The 18,048-nt window shown below is 33.8% G+C and carries 17 protein-coding genes and 3 pseudogenes; 5 read left to right on the forward strand and 15 right to left on the reverse strand.

Features of this window, described 5'->3' with window-relative positions; translation table 11 throughout:
• Positions 1–36 precede the first annotated feature (36 nt).
• Genes D2908_RS10210 through D2908_RS01085 form a run of 3 tightly spaced genes read left to right on the forward strand, consistent with a single transcriptional unit; the run spans position 37 to position 1,886 of the window.
• Positions 37–168 carry an SPJ_0845 family protein gene (locus D2908_RS10210; RefSeq protein ID WP_000268685.1) on the forward strand — a complete coding sequence of 44 codons (132 nt, stop codon included), beginning with the start codon at positions 37–39 and terminating at the stop codon, positions 166–168.
• Positions 169–1,074, forward strand: a complete 906-nt coding sequence (locus D2908_RS01080; protein ID WP_117304259.1) for a permease — start codon at positions 169–171, stop codon at positions 1,072–1,074.
• The gene (locus D2908_RS01085) at positions 1,071–1,886 is read left to right on the forward strand and encodes a TIGR03943 family protein (protein WP_049495807.1); all 816 of its coding nucleotides are present in this window, start codon (positions 1,071–1,073) and stop codon (positions 1,884–1,886) included. The genes D2908_RS01080 and D2908_RS01085 overlap by 4 nt, the downstream gene beginning before the upstream one ends.
• 156 nt (positions 1,887–2,042) lie before the next feature.
• Here D2908_RS01085 and D2908_RS01090 read toward each other — a convergent pair whose 3' ends face one another.
• From D2908_RS01090 to D2908_RS01135, 9 genes and pseudogenes are all read right to left on the reverse strand, one after another.
• Positions 2,043–2,354, reverse strand: a complete 312-nt coding sequence (locus D2908_RS01090; protein ID WP_117304260.1) for a hypothetical protein — start codon at positions 2,352–2,354, stop codon at positions 2,043–2,045.
• A gap of 330 nt (positions 2,355–2,684) precedes the next feature.
• A complete protein-coding gene (locus D2908_RS01095) occupies positions 2,685–3,569 on the reverse strand; it encodes a diacylglycerol kinase family protein (protein WP_117304262.1) in 885 nt (294 codons plus the stop codon).
• A gap of 137 nt (positions 3,570–3,706) precedes the next feature.
• Positions 3,707–4,479: pseudogene (locus tag D2908_RS01100) on the reverse strand (ADP-ribosylglycohydrolase family protein).
• 87 nt (positions 4,480–4,566) lie between these two features.
• Positions 4,567–5,133: a hypothetical protein gene (locus D2908_RS01105; protein ID WP_117304264.1), complete on the reverse strand. Its 567-nt coding sequence runs from the start codon at positions 5,131–5,133 to the stop codon at positions 4,567–4,569.
• A 47-nt stretch (positions 5,134–5,180) separates the two neighbouring features.
• Positions 5,181–5,537: pseudogene (locus D2908_RS01110) on the reverse strand (ADP-ribosylglycohydrolase family protein); the annotation flags it as partial.
• Between the two features lie 119 nt (positions 5,538–5,656).
• Positions 5,657–6,472, reverse strand: coding sequence for a DUF6602 domain-containing protein (locus D2908_RS01115; RefSeq protein WP_206269733.1), 816 nt, complete (start codon positions 6,470–6,472; stop codon positions 5,657–5,659).
• A gap of 550 nt (positions 6,473–7,022) precedes the next feature.
• Entirely contained in the window at positions 7,023–7,901 is an 879-nt protein-coding gene (locus tag D2908_RS01125) for a HEPN domain-containing protein (RefSeq protein ID WP_117304268.1), read from the reverse strand.
• A 348-nt stretch (positions 7,902–8,249) separates the two neighbouring features.
• On the reverse strand, positions 8,250–8,987 hold the full coding sequence (locus D2908_RS01130) for a CPBP family intramembrane glutamic endopeptidase (RefSeq protein WP_117304270.1): 738 nt from the start codon (positions 8,985–8,987) through the stop codon (positions 8,250–8,252).
• Between the two features lie 299 nt (positions 8,988–9,286).
• On the reverse strand, positions 9,287–11,038 hold the full coding sequence (locus D2908_RS01135; RefSeq protein ID WP_117304273.1) for a recombinase family protein: 1,752 nt from the start codon (positions 11,036–11,038) through the stop codon (positions 9,287–9,289).
• A 227-nt stretch (positions 11,039–11,265) separates the two neighbouring features.
• Here D2908_RS01135 and D2908_RS01140 point away from each other — a divergent pair, with 227 nt between their 5' ends.
• Positions 11,266–11,445 (forward strand): hypothetical protein, encoded by a 180-nt coding sequence (locus D2908_RS01140; RefSeq protein WP_003042734.1) that lies wholly within the window; start codon positions 11,266–11,268, stop codon positions 11,443–11,445.
• 83 nt (positions 11,446–11,528) lie between these two features.
• Here the strand turns inward: D2908_RS01140 and D2908_RS01145 are convergent, their stop codons facing one another.
• The 5 genes from D2908_RS01145 to D2908_RS10215 all read right to left on the reverse strand — a co-directional run bounded on the left by D2908_RS01145 (position 11,529) and on the right by D2908_RS10215 (position 16,489).
• Positions 11,529–11,750, reverse strand: coding sequence for a helix-turn-helix transcriptional regulator (locus D2908_RS01145; RefSeq protein WP_050238664.1), 222 nt, complete (start codon positions 11,748–11,750; stop codon positions 11,529–11,531).
• An 892-nt stretch (positions 11,751–12,642) separates the two neighbouring features.
• Entirely contained in the window at positions 12,643–12,924 is a 282-nt protein-coding gene (locus tag D2908_RS01155) for a hypothetical protein (RefSeq protein WP_050238665.1), read from the reverse strand.
• A 68-nt stretch (positions 12,925–12,992) separates the two neighbouring features.
• Positions 12,993–13,649, reverse strand: a complete 657-nt coding sequence (locus D2908_RS01160) for an ATP-binding cassette domain-containing protein (RefSeq protein ID WP_000087001.1) — start codon at positions 13,647–13,649, stop codon at positions 12,993–12,995.
• 4 nt (positions 13,650–13,653) lie between these two features.
• On the reverse strand, positions 13,654–15,855 hold the full coding sequence (locus D2908_RS01165) for an ABC transporter permease (RefSeq protein WP_117304274.1): 2,202 nt from the start codon (positions 15,853–15,855) through the stop codon (positions 13,654–13,656).
• Positions 15,856–16,318: 463 nt separating this feature from the next.
• On the reverse strand, positions 16,319–16,489 hold the full coding sequence (locus D2908_RS10215; RefSeq protein WP_001227862.1) for a PhrA family quorum-sensing system peptide: 171 nt from the start codon (positions 16,487–16,489) through the stop codon (positions 16,319–16,321).
• Positions 16,490–16,679: 190 nt separating this feature from the next.
• Between D2908_RS10215 and D2908_RS01180 the strand changes: the two genes are divergently transcribed.
• Complete coding sequence (locus D2908_RS01180) at positions 16,680–17,543, forward strand: helix-turn-helix transcriptional regulator (protein ID WP_004247195.1); 864 nt, start codon at positions 16,680–16,682, stop codon at positions 17,541–17,543.
• Positions 17,544–17,647: 104 nt separating this feature from the next.
• On the opposite strand, the pseudogene D2908_RS01185 reads toward D2908_RS01180, so the two are convergent.
• A pseudogene (locus D2908_RS01185) lies at positions 17,648–17,950 on the reverse strand (helical hairpin domain-containing protein); the annotation flags it as partial.
• Positions 17,951–18,048 lie beyond the last annotated feature (98 nt).

Below are 18,048 nucleotides of genomic sequence, written 5' to 3' on the forward strand. Positions count from 1 at the left end.
TATAATAGAGGTAGCATTTAGAATCGAGGTACACCTATGGCTGTAAAATTTACAAAGCGAGACGACTTGGACAAGATGTTTGAAGAGTTTGCGAAACTCCCTGATTTGAAGCAAGTTACTTTCCCTGATGACAAAGAGAAAAAAGCCAAAGCAGAAAAGAAAAACTAGATGAGTGCTTTCCAACAACTCCCATCCAGTGTGCTTCAAACTGGAGCTATTTTTCTCTCTATAATCATTGAAGCACTCCCCTTCGTTCTGATAGGAAGTATTGTCTCTGGGCTGATTGAGGTTTATATCACACCTGACAAGGTTTATCATTTCCTCCCTCGAAATCGTTGGGGGAGAATCTTTTTTGGCACCTTCGTAGGGATTCTTTTCCCCTCTTGTGAATGTGGAATTGTCCCCATTATCAATCGTTTTCTAGAAAAAAAGGTTCCCAGTTACACGGCTGTTCCCTTTCTCGTAACAGCACCTGTCATCAATCCTATTGTTCTCTTTGCGACCTATTCTGCCTTTGGCAACTCCTTCCATGTCGCCCTGTTGCGAGCTCTTGGTTCCATTCTTGTAGCTGTGATACTTGGGATTTTTCTAGGATTTTTCTGGCAAGAACCGATTCAAAAAGAAAATCGTATAGCCTGCCATGAGCACAATTTTTCTCACTTGAGCCCTATAAAGAAAGTTTTTCAAGTCTTTGTACAAGCAATTGATGAATTTTTTGATACGGGGCGTTATTTGGTATTTGGCTGTCTCTTCGCCTCAATAATACAGGTCTACGTTCCGACACGGATTCTGACCTCCATCAGTGCGACCCCTCTTTTTGCCATCCTGCTCTTGATGCTTTTGGCCTTTCTTCTTTCTCTCTGTAGTGAGGCGGATGCCTTTATCGGAGCTTCTCTTCTCTCGAGTTTCGGCTTAGCACCAGTTTTAGCTTTTCTCGTCATTGGCCCAATGCTGGATATCAAAAATATTCTTATGATGAAAAATTACTTGAAAGCACGATTTATCAGTCACTTCATTACGATTGTGACTCTTGTCGTCTTAGTGTATTCTCTCTTGATTGGAGTCATCCTATGATTCGATTTTTAATTTTAGCTGGCTATTTTGAACTGACAATCTACCTCCATCTGTCGGGCAAATTAAACCAGTACATCAACCTGCACTATTCCTATTTGGCCTATATTTCCATGATACTTTCCTTTATCTTAGCAATCGTTCAACTGTATATCTGGATGAAGCAAGTCAAAACCCACAGTCATCTGAACAGTCGATTAGCCAAGGTGACGAGTATTGCTCTTCTGGCCATTCCAATCGTTGTTGGCTTAACTTTCCCAACTGTTAGCTTGGATTCTCAGACCGTTTCTGCCAAAGGCTATCATTTCCCCCTATCGGAAGGAACGAATCTAGCCATTCAGACGAGTGAAGGAACGACAAGCCAATATTTGAAACCAGATACCAGTTCTTATTTTTCAAAATCAGCCTATGAAAAGGAAATGCGAACTGCGGCGGATAAATACTTGTCTCAGGATAACATTCAGATCACTAATGAAAACTATATAGAGGTCATGGAAGCCATCTACGACTATCCAGATGAATTTGAGGGTAAGACAGTCCAGTTCACAGGTTTTGTCTACAATGACCCCAGTCATGCCAATAGTCAATTTTTGTTCCGCTTTGGCATTCTTCACTGCATCGCAGATTCTGGTGTCTATGGTTTGCTGACAAAAGGAAATACCCGTCAGTACGAGAATAATACCTGGATAACAGCCAAAGGAAAACTGGTCAATCACTACCATAAAGAGCTCAAACAAAACCTCCCAACCTTGGAGATCGACAGCTTTACAAAAGTCGATAAACCAGAAAATCCCTATGTGTATCGCGTGTTTTAAAAGAATAAAAAGACAAAACGAACAAGTTCTCTTCTGAATCACAGAAAAAGAGCCTGTTCGTTTTTTGTTAAGTATTGTATAGTAGAATATAAATTACGATTTTTAAACTGATATATAACTAGTGAACACGTCACAAATTCAAGATTTTTTCATTCTCTACTTAATACTATGCTTGTTCATCTTCTGTTCAAAGATAGTCGTGATAATCTGGCGTAATTCTTCGCGTTCTTTTTCTGGTATTTCACCACTTGTTTGAGCTACAGCATAGAGTTCAGGGTGTTCAATTGAAATGCGTTTAATTGTACGTGTCGTAGCATGCTTTCTGACAAAAAACGGGATTTGCTTAATCAAGTCTTGTGGTACTAGTGCAAGAATCTTCTCAGCAGTTTCCTTGTCACTAATCTTAGACGTAGTCAGTCCCTTCTTAATCATTTCCTGTTCTTTTTCTGTAAAATCTTTTAATTCCATTCGATTTGTCCTCCTGTTTTCTATAACTTAAATTATATACCAAACTAGATAAAACTACAAATGGACTGTCTGGAAATAGGAGCAATATTGTAAAGAAGACTTTGATTTTTAATTATGAATCTTCCTCCTCAGTTACTTCCCATACTTCTGATTGATAGCCTTCCCCATCAATATCGTGTCTTTAGATATAAACAATAAATGTTTCTTTTTTTCGTGGTTTCTGGCTATTAACGATTGAAATAATCCACCAACTCATCAAAAATATAAATAAAAGTCCTAAGATTACTGTTAAAGAATACAAAAAGCCTTAAAAAAGGCTTTGTCAATCTACTAATCCTCTTTCGGTTTTGAAAATACTTCTACTCGCTGAGCTAGAACATTGATTTCTACAGGTAAGTTATCCGATTTATCGCCATCAACATCTGACTCCAATTCACTATCTGAAGAGATCTTAATAGTACGCGCTCTGATATACTCGATATTATCATTAGCGACAACATCCCCTTTTAGTAAATCAGGAATAACAGATAATTTGGAGAAGATAGAGGCATCTTTCAGAATCAAAATGTTGGCATAGCCATCTTTGTTTTCTTCAAAGATTTTCTTATCAGCGAAGTAATTTGTCAAGAGAACCAAAACATGACTAGCTTCACCAATATAATTCCCATTTTCTGTCTCTACCTTAATGTTAAAGACCTGATCCGTCATGACAGACTTCATGGTATTTACAGCATAGGCTAGAATACCGAATTTTGTCTTATCTTCAATTTCAACATTGTGAATCGCGTCAGGTAGAGAACCGATACTAAAGATATAACCAAAATAGTTGTCATTCGCTTTACCGATATCGATCTTATTGGTCAAGTCAAAGTCGAGTTCATCTATCGCACCATCAATGTCTTGATTAATTTCCAACAGTTTTGTAATGAGGTTACCCGTACCGCCTGGGATAATCCCTAACTTAGGAATGTGGTCTCTCTCAGCAATACCCGAAATGACTTCATTCACTGTCCCGTCTCCACCAAACACAACCACTGCATCGTACTGCTCATGAGAAGCCGCTTGTGCAAAATGGGTTGCATCCAACGCTTTTTCGGTAATTTTGGTTTCCACGTGTTCAAAGTATTCTTTGGCTTTATTCTCCAGCTTTTCTTTGTAATCCAAAGCCTTCTCCCCACCAGAAGTAGGGTTGATAATAACCATTGCTTTTTTCATTAATTTCTCCTTAATTTTCATTAGAAATATTTATATTTCGTCAATTGCAACTAAATGTATTCCCATTATACAATGAAAATACAGAAAAGAAAAATCTCACTCATTGGAGATTAATATGATTTTATTCTATTTTCCCATCATTTAACTACAGCCTTTAAGGATTCATCCAAGTAAGAATAGGTCTTATTCTTTATCCAATCAGGAATACCATATGCCGCCTCAGCTATTATGCCAGTGATTGCAGCCAGAGTATCACTATCGCCACCAAGTGAGATGCCGTTTCTTATCGCATCTTCGAAGTATCTACTTTTAAGAGAGGCGATACTGGCTTGGGGGACAGTTTCCTGACATGTTTCGTTAAAACGATAGGTAGGTCGGATTTCATCTAAAGTTTGAGATAGATTGTAGCTGTATTCCTGCTTAATATAATCCTTAATCTGTCTTTTGCACTCTGTAGGACTGTCATTGATTGGTTGCTCGTATTCCCTACAATAATCACCAAAGTAAAAACGACACAAAAAATAGCATCAGCTGTAGCCATAGCACCTTTAATACTTTCTGGATGATTATGAGTTACCTCTGCAGAAAGACTCGCAAGTTATCTAGATGATGGCCACGTACCGGTTCTCTCATAGACATCACAGTCCATGACCCAAGCACATGAAGAAACACGCATAGCCGAACCATTCCCAAAGCTAGTAAAAGGCTCACGGTTATCGCTGTTTAGCCATGCATTAAACCGAGCACCATAATCAGCATCTGGATACAGTCTGCCATATTTCTTCATCGCGCCAATGAAGTCGTCTTTTTGTCCCCCATTCATAATCGTTTCTGCAATAGCACAGGTCATCACTGTATCATCCGTAAAAAAGCAGTCTTTCCGAAATAAAGGAAAGTCCTTTGTTTTGATATTGTTTCATTCGTAAATAGAAGCGACAATATCTCCAATAATTRCTCCTATCATGAGATTTCTCTTTTTATAGTATTCTTCAATTCTCTACATCAATCCTTCCAGTATTTCTTTCACATATTCCTCGATATCTTCCATCTCTACAAACATTGAGTCTAAATGACATAAGAAGTGCCAATCTTCGCTCCCTTTTTTTCTGTAAAGAATCGCTTCGCCGTCTTCACTTCCGAAAAAGCTTCTATCGACTTCGTACCCTTTGATTTCTAAGAAAGCTTTTGCCTTGCGGAAGTTTGCTTCTCTGGCTTCGACATAAGCTTTCACTTCATCGTTGTTAATGACATAGGCATCTACTTTTGTAGCTCCTTCAATCACTTTATCGTTTTTAACTGATAGATTCGAAATCTCTTTCCAAATAATGTCTACATTTTCCTCAGGATCAAACATAAATTTAGATAAAGGAACAATATTTCCGTTAAAAATAATTTCCATATAATCCGGTATGTTTTTAGGATTAAAATACTCCGTTTCAAAACCATCTTCTGTTTCCAGAGTGTACCCCGGGATTTGAGCTACAAAGGCTTTTCCCTCTTCTAAAGAATCAAAAGCGACTAAATCTTTTGAATAACTATTTTGATACAACTCTAATATAAACATCCATAACCTCTCCGTCATTCATTATAGGTCCACATAACGCCTATCTATTATTTTATTACAAACGTTTCTTCCCATCGTCTGAGCACATCTTTTAAAAGCTCATCGAGATAGCTATAAGCCTTGTCTTTAATCCAATCAGGAATTCCATAAGCTGCTTCTGCTATACTGCCTGTAATTGCAGCGAGAGTATCACTATCCCCACCAAGGGAAATCGAATTTCTAATCGCATCTTCAAAATCTGTACTTTCAAGAAAGGCTATGATGGCCTGAGGAACTGTATCCTGACAGGTTTCATTGAACCGATAGTTAGGACGAGTTTCATCTAGTGATTGAGATAGGTTATACCTACACTCCTTCTCTAGGTACTCTTTGATGCGTCTCTTACACTCTATAGGGTTATCATTTTAATAACACGCTAACTCACTTACAATATAATACAAAAAATATATTTTTAGAAAAATAAGATAATAAAATTATTTTAGCATAAAATTTCTGAACAAAAATTTAAATTTCAAGAAAAGTATTACTCTATTCCCTCTCTCAATCCTTTAACATCTATAGTTCCAAGATTAGTATCCTGACTTCTATGAGAAGGAAAGCCTGTAAAACCTGGTCTAGAAGTAATACTACGAGACTTGTCATAAAACACACTCAATATACCCGTTAATATAAACTGAAGTCCTAAGTGCATTTCTTGATCATTGTGAGTAAAATGTATATACCTAGCGCTATTTCCTCCCTGTGGAGGGCGTGTCTTAAAAATAGTCCATCCATTAAGGGAACCAATATATCCTACTAGATTATCAAAATAATCATACTCATTTGAATAGGTTGATTCCATTTTATTAAATATTGTACTTGGACGAATATTTGTAGATTCCATTGAAACTAATGCTAAAAACGGTCCTCGTAACGGAGTATCTTGATTTGAACAATGACAAAGTTTTGAAGCCGATCTCAACGATTCAATTTCAGGAATTATATGGTTAGTTTTTAATTTCTTTTTTACAGATATGATTCCAATAACACCCTCAGGTGGTACAATAACACTTTCACCAAACCTTTGAAAAACAGGATACCTTCCACTATTATAAACTATGATGTCCAATTGTGAAGAATTAGTATCTTCCTTATTTCTCCTACTTCTATTATCTAACTCCGTTTTTACAGCGGGTCTCAGTATGAATCCTGTTAATACTTCCAATTCCCTTGGTAAATACTTTTTAAGATATTCCCGTATTAGAGTTTCAACATACCTTCCATCTTCTGCGTTATGTGCTGAACCTTCTACTTCTTTTGATGGAATCAATACTTGAAATTGTCTATAGGTTTCTAGCATTGCTTTTATCTCATTCGACCAATAGTTTTGTAACCTTCTTCCATCCATGACTAATTAATTTATAACCTTTCAATTTATACTAAAAAATAGCAATCATTTCTTCTCAAACACTACTTATTAGGTATTATTAACTGCTTATCTACAATCATCTTGATACATAATTACATATTAATACTCCTCAAAATTTATATATTTTTTATAGGGCAACCACAACGATATCTAGATTAATTTCTTAATAAAAGTAATAAAATAAATCATTGGCATCTCTTTCTTCCCATGTGCGAAAAATCAATCTTTCTGTTTCTAAAATCATTTTTCTCTCCTTAAATTCTAACTGTTTATAACATTGCTTAGATGGAGGATTTGTCACGATTTGACTCTTTGTATCAACGCTACCGCTCCGACATGTGCCGCAGTCGGTTGTTACCCCTCAATCACATTAATACCGAGGGTACACTATACACTTTTGAATACCATGTGATTCTCAAAACTCACTCCTATATTCGTCATAGTTTCTTTGGTTACATCTTAGTCAATAAGTTACTTCCCATTATGACCAAAAATCTGTATTAAATTTCTTACTTCTTAAATAAACTTGCTTAAAATTAATCCCAAAAAAGACTAAGGTAATTAATTGTCGTGATAAATACTCTACATCTATTAGATCATCAGGTGACACATTAACCTTATTGCCGTGAGCTATATCGTTCCTAATTTTGACAAGTTCCTGAACTCTGTTACTATCTATTTTAAGTAATGTTGATTTGGTAGAATCACCATCATCCAAATTATTTGTGATACTGCTTAACGCTAGAACTATGCGTCTATGATTTTTTCTCTCAAGGCTATTATTTAATGTTGAGTTTAGCTCTCCAGCTAATTCAGTAAGGGTTTCTTGATCAAAAAACGTATTATCAAAATTCGACAAAAACAATTGCTCCAAGAAGGTCTTTGTTAAATTTTTTCTTGCCTCATTAGAAAATCCTGTCAAAATTTTAGTATTATCAAGTTGCAATTTTGCTACACGTTCAATAGGCTTAAAGTACATAAAGAACTGTTCTTCACTGTGATTTCTATTTTTCTTGTAATTTAATTTACGTTCTATGGTAGAAAGTTTTTCCAGCCATTCAGATACTGATGGATTTTCTAATTGTCTTTCATCTAAAATTTCCTCAGTTTTCTCGAAATTATACTCAAAAGTAAAAAGAGGCAAAGTAGTAAAAAATGATAATAAAATCAGACATTCACTAATATTTTGTTTCTGAGCAGAAGTAATCTTTAAGTAATGACTCTCATTACTGTTCACATACTTTATCTTACATTTCCAAAATGCTATCACTGCTCCATTTGGTAATTGCAACCTAGTACTCCAAACATCATTAAGATCATCATAAAAATCATTGAAATCAATAATTATAGCATATATCATTATTTTATTCCACCTTTTCAGTGTTCGTTTTATGCTCAATATTATAATATAAAAATTTACAAAATGCTACAATCGAGGCTTTTCATATCCCTTTTCGTTCAAAGTTTTAAGATTTTACCAACAAGCTTACACACTCGACGTATAGTAATATTCTACTTTTATACTAACAAACAAAAGGCAGTAAAAATCATTTTAGAATGATACTGTGAAACGGAAAGATTTTCGCCACTTCAAAAGAAACGACATTTATCACTCCACTTTAAATTATAATAGATAATTCTCTAACATAGATCATCTAATTAGCAAATCGTTACCTTCAATAATGGATATACTAATCTAAAGTTAAAATTACTTCTCCTTACTAATTCTATTACTAGCCAATATCGTATAAATCAAATAACCAATAAATATGATAATAAAAATAAGATTAATTTTTAATACAAAATAGAGATTTAACAAATTTGCGAATGCATGAAATAATATACAGTATCCCACAGATTTCGTTTGACGGTAAAGAAGCCCTAAAACAAAACTTAAAAATAATGTATATATAAAAAATAGAATAAAAGGAAATCCTTGATGACTTTCTCCAACTATAAACCATAAAGGCAGATGCCATATTCCCCAAATTGATCCTACAATCAAATTAGATTGCCAATAAGTATATTTTTTATCAAGTAACGACTGTAATATTCCTCTCCATCCTAATTCTTCATGTCCACCACCAAAAAAAATTAGTTGTATAAAGAATAATGGCATCAGATAAATTGATACTTCATTTAATTCTAAGGAAGATACAGAAAATAGTATCAAAATTGCTAACAAATGAATAATGAAATAAATACTACTATTTCCTTTCTTACTAAATAGAAAATGTTGAAATTTTATATTATTCCTTTTCAAATAAAAACCACTTGCAATAGCTGGACCAAGTGCACCTACTATATGTAATGTTCTTCCTATAATTGTTTCTAATCCAAAAATATGAGATTGCGTAAAGATGGCAAGAATCCCCCAAGCTATATAAGTAATTCCAAATGTACAATAAAGATAATTTTTTAAATTCTTTTTGTCAATTTCTGTCATTTTATCTTCCTTATTTTGATTATTTTATATGTAATATTTGTTACTGCTTCTTAGTTGCTATCGATTATAACTACCTATATTCTATCACAAAAACACAAAAAAAGCCTTACAATCAAGGCTTTTCATTATTGATTCATACCAAGCTTTCTAGGCTTTTACGAGCAAAGCTACACACTCGGCGGTTCGCTGTTGCCGTATCGTTTCGTCGTAAACTCCTTACTCTACGACAGCTATCCCATGGGCAGAACATCTGCTTCTACTTCGCTGATGCCTTAGCTCGTACAAGCAGTGATACTGCCTCAACATGCGTTGTTTTCTTTATTTGTACACTTTTTTTCGTCATCGGTTACGGCATGAAAACACAATTTATCATTTTCTATTTTAGCATTCTTCCTTTTAGATTTGTAGGATTTTGCATCTTTAGTCGAAGAATCTCCCGTTTTAAAAATTATAGTCAACATTGCTGGATCAATTTCTCCATCAGAATTTATTCCGCCTACTATTATTTTTTCAACGATACTTTCAAAAATGTCCTTGTCAAACTCCGTCAAAGTCTTTTGTGAAGTTAAAATTTCTTTAAAATTCTCTAATCTACTTTTTATATCAACTTCTGATTTTAAAGTTACTTCTAGGTTTACTTTTTCTTCTAAAAGTTTTTCTTTCTCAATTTGTATTTGATTAAATTTATCTTCATATACAGAATCACTAACTTTTCCATCAAGATTCATTGAAACCAATTTTTCTTCTTTTTTGTACAACGAATTTAGTTTACTAACTATCTTATTCAACTCCACTTTTAAAGTATCGTCAGTAAGCTCTTCTTTTATAATTTCAAGAAAGTCTTCAGTTAGATTATTATTTTCATAAAACAACTGTTGGTAGCTCTGTAAAAAAGCATTTTCTATTGCTTTTTCCTCTATTCCTTTACTATGAATGCAATGCTTTTTACCTTTCTTTATAGATGTTGTACAGTGCCAGATAATCTTTTTGTACTCTGAACTAGAGTGCCAACTTCTTCGAGACAGAACAGTACCACAAAAACCACATTCTAATCGACTACTAAAAGGATACATTCTTGAATATCTTTCTCGTTTTCCTTTTGTATTTGCTATTGTTTTCTTGTTTCCTGATCTCCGTAATCGAATTTCTTGCGCCTGTGTAAAAATTTCTGGACTAATTATTGCATCATGATTATTTTTAATGTAGTATTTATCTTCTTCACCGAAATTTATCAAACGTCTCTTACTAATGGGATCAACCGTGAAAGTTTTTCCCATTAGAATATCACCTTTATACTTCTCGTTTTTAATAATTCCTAAAACTGTTGTATCTTGCCAGTGATCAAGACCTCTCGGAGTTTTATAACCTAGTTCATCTAGTTCTCTAGCTATTGCCTTACCTCCAATACCATCAATGTATCGTTCAAAAATATAACGTACTATCTTGGCTTCTTTTTCATTTATTGATATTGACTTTGTATCTTGATTATAGTCATAACCAAGACAACCTTGAAAACCAATAAGTTCTCCACGTTGCATCTTCATTTTTAAACCTTTTTTAACATGGGCAGATGTATTTTCAACTTCCTGTTGAGCCACTGAACTTAATATCGTTAATAGTAACTCACCATCCATAGTTAAAGTATCAATGTTTTCTTCTTCGAAAAATACTCCAATTTGTTTATCTTTAAGCAAACGAACATATTTGAGAGTATCTAATGTATTTCTAGCAAAGCGAGCAATGGCTTTTGTAATGATATAGTCTATTTTTCCATCAAGGCAATCTGAAATCAATCTTTGAAAATCTTGTCTTTTTCCAACTTGAGTTCCTGAAATCCCTTCATCAGCATAAATGTCAACCAAATTCCAATCTTGGTGCTGTGATATATACTCTCTATAATGACGAACTTGAGAATCATAGCTATTTTTTTGATCATCACTATCGGAACTAACACGACAATATGCTGCTACTCTCCTCGATAAAGAACCACTATTATCATTTCTTCTAGTTACTAAAGGATTTGCTTTTATAATTTCAACGTTATTTGACATGGCTTAACCTCCTATTTCTCTGCATTTATTTTACCGCAACCAATAAAAAAGGTCAGCTAATTTGTGTATATTTTACGCAGTTTCAGCTTTATTTTTTCATATTCTTTTTCGCTAATAAGTTTTTTTAGGAATAATAGATTTAGCATCTCTAGCTCGACTATATAATTTTCTAAATTTGATTTCAAAAAATCACTTCCCTTTTATCTTTTATCAATCTCCTCCATGGCATGACTGATGAAGTCATCATAAGAATTTCACTTGCTGCTCTTTTACGGTGGCAGCCTGAACGGTCAGAAGTATCATTGTATATCATTTGTATCATGGCATATAAAGTATCGCTCTATTTTATTGATGGTTTTAAAATCGCTCTTATCATGGCGAGCCATTCAAATCTGCTCCACAAATGAGGAAAGTACCATTTTGGACTATTCAATTGTCAAAGAACAAATAAAAAATCTCCTCATTTTCACACTCTATGCAATTGAGGAGATTATTTTCTAAAGCGAATTTTATCAGGAAAATCTGTCAATCCCAATAGATAGTCTGTACTGACATCGTAAAAGTTTGAGAGAGTTACCAATACATCTGCCGTCAAGGCATGCTCACCCCGTTCAATTTTAGCATAAGCTGAGTCTGTAAACGAAAGTATTTTAGCTATTTGTTTTTGGGTCAAATCGTGATCTTCCCTCAAATCTCTCAAACGTCTGTACATCTAGCTTTCTCCTGAGAAAAGTATAATATATAAAACTAGGAAATCTTTCAAAGTGTCCAAACTGGACATTTTGAACTAAAATTAATTTATTAAACACTTCTCATAAGCATATCTATTAACCGTCTGAGAGCAAAGATTTTATCAACTATTTAAAATTACTGACTTTCAAAAATTAGTCTTATTGTAAAATAAAGTGAAACACAAAAGACATCTTTATCTAATATATTATAGTTCAAAAATATTACAAAATTATAGGAAAATGTTCACAAATCAATCATACAAGAACTTCTCTGGAAACAGGGACTTTTAACCCATTTACATAGATAAAATACACCATTTTATTCCTCCTTATATAAATTTGATAAGGTAGGAAATAGCGGTGAACGATTTTTCATAAAACTCTCTCAATTTTTAGACTTCACTATTAAGAGTGAAAAATCCTGTATTTTACCGCTGTTTTTAGAAAAATAAAAAAAGCGATAGAGCAATTGCTCTATCGCTTTTTTTATTTTTCTAAGTACGTCTAGACGTTTTAAAACTCATGTTGTGATTGAATTACGTTCAATACTTCTTGCATACTTCCAGCCTTACAATTTGCCTTAGTATTAAATAAAGGCAATCAGTTATCGTAATATCCAATAGTAGCAATACCAGCACTAGTTGAACCCTGTATCCCTGAGTACGAATCTTCAATAGCAATTGTTATCCGAAACAATATAATCAAAATAATTCTTCAAATCCAGTTTTTTAAGACTTATTTCTATACTGAAACAACATCTTTCCAGAACTTCAATAATTTCTTTTTGTGTTAAATCATTATTTAACTAAATCTTTGGAGGTAATACGTTTTCAAAGCTACTTTTTACCATAGATTTTGAGTCTTCAACACATATTACTGAGCCGAAAATGCTCTAAATTTTTGAAATTCTAACAAAGCCCACTCAACTTCATCATCATCTTTGACTTTCACAATATCTTCCTCAAAATAGCATGGAATAAATATAGTTTTCTTTTGAAATGGGTTCAAAATAACCATATCTAATAATTTATTACTAGCAATGATATGCAGACAAATGACATCATCAATATGATTTTCAACCAGTACATGTGTTTTTAACTCCAAACGATTAGACAAATTTGGCTGTTTTATAACATCGTATGTAAATTTTTTCATGTTTGAACTCTCCACCTTCGATATTCCATAATCAAAAGTAACCGTATCAAGTGCTAATAATGGTTGAGTTAATTTACAAGAACCGACTCCAGTGAAATGATCCTATCACATTGCCGTGCTTGCTCCATGTTATGCGTAACAACCAAAATTGTTTTACCAAATTGATCTCTCAAAGTTCGAATCAAATCGAATGCTTTTTGAGACATTTCAGGATCTAATGATCCGGTTGGTTCATCTGCTAGGACAATATCTCCGGGCTTTAAAATAGCTCTCACAATCGCAATTCTCTGCTGTTCACCTCCCGATAATTCATTGATTTTACTATTTAACCGATTTTGTAGACCAACAAATTCTAGCGTTTCCTTGATTCTCTGCTCTTTCTCCTGTCTAGAGAAATTCGAAAAAGTCATGGCAAGCATCAGGTTATCTTTCACACTAGATGTAGAAATGAGTGCATTGGATTGAAAAAGATAGTTGATGACATTCCTTCGATAATGAACTGCTGATTGCGAATTTACCTTAGGCAAAACTTTTCCGTTGATTAGGATTTTACCACTGTCAACAGCATCCAATAGTCCAATCATATTGAGGATAGTCGATTTTCCAGAACCAGAAGGTCCTACTAAAGCTACAAATTCATTTTCCTCAATATCAAAGCTTAAGTCTTTGAAAATTTCTCTTGAACCAAATTGTTTTGATACATTTTGTACTGAAATTCTAGACATGAGATTACTCCTTAAATGATTGTATGATACTCTCTCCTTCTTTACGGAACAAACTGAAATAAAGAAGCATTATCTGAAAAGCAAATGTAGCTAGTGTCATGACTATTCCCAACTTAGAACCCACCAAGATAGAAACGATTAGTTCCATCACAGAAAAACTAATAATGAGAGAAAGCACACCAATATATCTTTTCCATGGTGAGAATCCCATAAAGTATTGGACATACAATTTTTCTTCAAATAACAAGCGGTACATTAAGACAAAACTCCAGAAAATAGCCATCATCGTAATGATGATAATCGCTATGATTGTGCCGAAAAGATAAAATGTATAACTCAGATCTTTTTGAAGACCATTGATAAAGTTCTTGACAGTTGTAAAACTCAAACGATTATCCGTTAAATCTGGAAATTCTGTTTCTAAAACGGACACTACCTGTTCCATCGTTTCCCTATCACGAATCTTCAAAAGACCATTATAGCCACTGACAACTAAGTTTGCCGACTCCATGAAATATAAATTCTCTGGTGTTGAGATAAAAATAACTGGATTCTCACTAGTTGTACCATAAGAAATGGAATCTGACCAAGTAAATATTGGTCGAGACGGTTGGTAAACCTTGAAAATAAATTTCTGATTTTCTGTGAAATTAGTTTGTAAATCCCCCGGTTTTACAGTGACACTTTCCTGTAAATACGCCTTCATCACCTCAAGTTCTTCTGTATTGAGCGTGTTAGGTAGAAGATAAAGTCGAGTACCATTCCTCATCTCTAGCAACTCTTCATCACTTAGGGGAATACCTAGGTCTTGCAGGTAATTATAGGAGAATTTCAAATACCAAAATGGTTTTTTAGGGACATGCTGGTATGTCCCATAGACTGCATCAAGGTACTCCTGATTAAGAAATTTTCCTTGGGCAATATAGACACCTGGAAGCTCAGATATACGCTGGTAAAAGTTATACATACTGCGCTCAAGGGAATTTGTAGTTCCTGCATATGTACCTACATCATCTCCCTCAACAAAGCTGGATATAACGTACATATCTTCAACATTCTTCCACTCTCTAGATACTTTCATATTATCAATAAACTGATTCATTGGAGCATCTAAAGAGTAACTGACTGCGATTAACAAACCAGCTACCAAGGTATAGAATAACAAGCATGTTACCATTAAAGGCTTCATTGGTAATCGTTTATGAATTGCGGCTAATGGAGAAACCGAATAAACAATAATCGTTGGAATAATGAATATCAATAGTAGCAACAAGACTGAGAGGCTGACTCCAGCAAAAACTAGAATAAACGATGATAAACCAAAACTAGACCAACCTGACAACAACCAACTACATAAAGAGATAATTGGAATAATGTAGATTGAAAATAGTAGAGAATTTTTGAAAAAAGCAGACCATAATTCTTTTCTATCCCATCCTAAAAGAATCAATGTTCCGAAATGTTTAAAGGATTGAAGAACACAGATTAAGAATAGAATCAGTAAAATGAAGGCATTTACTAAGATGCTGATAGCAAGTATTATTCCCCAAATTCCCTGATCAGTACTACTTCCAAAACTTTCTTTTGTCAAATCCTCAACAGAAATACCTGATATCTTTGAAAGATGTAACAGAAAGTTATCTCTTGAGACAGCATCGTGGAGACCATTGATATGGTATATCCCATTAATCGTATTAGTGTTTTGGAAAGTATAATCTAATCGTTCAATGACTACAGGTGTGCTAAATAATAAATCTGGAAGCTCGTAAAGCATATTATTTGAGCCTTTGTCAAGTCCAATAGTCATACTATTATCACCATGAGATAATAAATCTGCAAATTGTTGTTGTGAGACTACTATTTTACCCGTACTTTCAAAATCTGAAAAACCAGCAGAGCTACCAAGGATGTCTATATAAATCCTATTTAGACCTTCTCCTGTATCACTACTTTCAGAACGTTTTGTCCATATGGACAAGTCACTCTGTTCTAAAAAATAATTAAATACATCTTGTGATTGCTCTTCTGTTAACTTCTGAAGATAAACTGTTACGGTCCCGGAATGATGATTATAACTCTGCCATGACTGTTGATACTGTAAACCTGCTAAAAAAATTGCCACCAGAGCAAGTAAGACACTCTGGATGGCAMTCAAAAACAGGATTAAGTATTTCATTTTACCTAATAACATGTTTTTGTATGTCATAGGTACTTACCTACAATTCCAGTAACATTCAGCTGTAGCAGTTCCGATGAATTTAGAAACACGTGCTTCTACTCCAGGGGATTCCCAGCCTGAGAATGCCCCGTTAGCAGATGCTGAGTGTTCGTAAACACCAGACTGAACATTTGAATAGCTCCAAAGACCAGCAGTACGACCATAATCCCAATAAACTGCAGTACCTTTATACCAAACTGTTGCAGCTGAAACAATCGAACCACCTGCACCAGCTAAAGTCAGTGCAAGTAAAGATGTTGTAATTATTTTTTTATGCTTTTCTTCATCGTAAAGCCCTCATTTCTTTCACTTAAAATCTAACAATAACAATGACTGCATTTAGAAATATTAACAAATCACACCCTAGTACATTGGAATCCTTTCTTTCTAATTAAAAATTTGATAAAATAGAAATACTATATAGTTAATAGTATTTTCATCATTTAATCAACTAATCAGCCTTCCCAACATCAAGACCATTGGACTTCTTTTGTGATTGCACTCGAATCTCCAATTGTTTATTCTTCTGAATAAACTGTTGGTAAGGAATTGTATTACTAAACATAAAAACACCTAGTAATGCAAATGTAACTAATTTTTTTATTCCACGTTTTTTTCTCATGCAATGAAACCCCTTTCTGTTTCCTTGTTTTTATTCTAACACATATATATTATTTAGTCAATTATTTTTATTGCATTTTGAACTTTTTTTTTTTTTATTACCATAAATAATATTTTATTTCTTTAACTTGCTATTTTTAACTAAAAATTTTATAATGAAATTAAGTAAATAGGAAGGTTTATTATCTTTAATGAATACACTCGCAGAAAAATTCAGATTGAAAAGAAAAGAGTTGAGACTCTCACAACAAACTCTTGCAGAAGGAATTTGTGAACAAAGCCAGATTAGTAAAATTGAGAGAGGGCATTTTATTCCCTCCGCAGACCTTTTGTTCAAACTCTCACAACGGCTCGAAGTGCCATTAGATTATTTTTTTAATGAACAAATTGAAATTAAATCTAACCTCTCTAATTTCAAGCAATTATCTGCTCGACTATTAGATGACAGAAATTATGATAATTTGGAATATATTTATAGAATAGAGATTGAACGAAGTACTTTTCTAACACTAGAAGACCGAACTTATCTTGAATGGATTAAAGCTATTATTGACTTCTATCAATATGACAGTAAGTGTGAGGCAATTTCTTCATTGGAAAATATATTATTAAAAGTCTCCTCAAATACTCTGATTTATTTAAAGGCATTGAATACTCTATCTAATTTCTATTCCTTAGTGGGTCGTGAACAAGAATATGAGGCAAACTACTCTCATTTGATGGAGTTATATCAGACAAAAAATTTTGAGCATCAAGAGTTTTTATTTGGCTACATCAGAGTTCGTTACAACTACGCTCACTACCTAGTATCAAAGGAAAAATATAATGAAGCCATCCAAGAAGCTCTTGAGACGATTGAACTCTGTAAACAAAGACAGACAAGCTACCAACTGGCTCCTCTACTTATTCTTGTAGGAAATGCTGGAGCTAAATTTCTAGACAAAGAACAAGTCAAAAATTATTATATAGAAGCAAGAGAGTTATGTAAGATTTATAACAATCCTTTAATGTTGATGAAGATAGAAAATTATTTGAAAGAATTAGATACTGTTTAGTTAATCTTGACATTATAGTTTTTCTGAAACGTTAAATAACCTGTAAGGCTGATAGTGAAATTAATACTATCAGCCTTATAATTTTTCCATGGTATCTCAAATAACTATACTGATTTTGTTTCCCGTTCTAATTTGGTAACATTTTGATTTCTTGTGTTATCAAGTATATTGATAAAATTCTCTAATCTCCTAACCTTATAATCATAATCATCTATCCATTTAGTAATAAATCTTTGATTTTCTTCGATTTCTTTCTCCACCTGCTCCAGTTTGATAGCTGAAGTCAGGTTCATCTTGGCATAGTCATATTTTGCCAGTCTTCTATTTTCTGGGTCTGAGTTGTTGAGATCGATTAAGACCTCTGCTACCTTGTTTAGATGAGCAACCTTATCCTGCAAATCTGTAATGTGGCACGCTTACCCTCAAACGTTGCCCCTAGGAGCTTTTCCTAGAAATTTTAGACAACACTTGTCTGCCTCCAAAAAAGATACGCTTGGAAGCTATA

This window comes from Streptococcus sp. LQJ-218, from assembly GCF_003428885.1.
In the GTDB taxonomy this organism is placed as follows: Bacteria; Bacillota; Bacilli; order Lactobacillales; family Streptococcaceae; genus Streptococcus.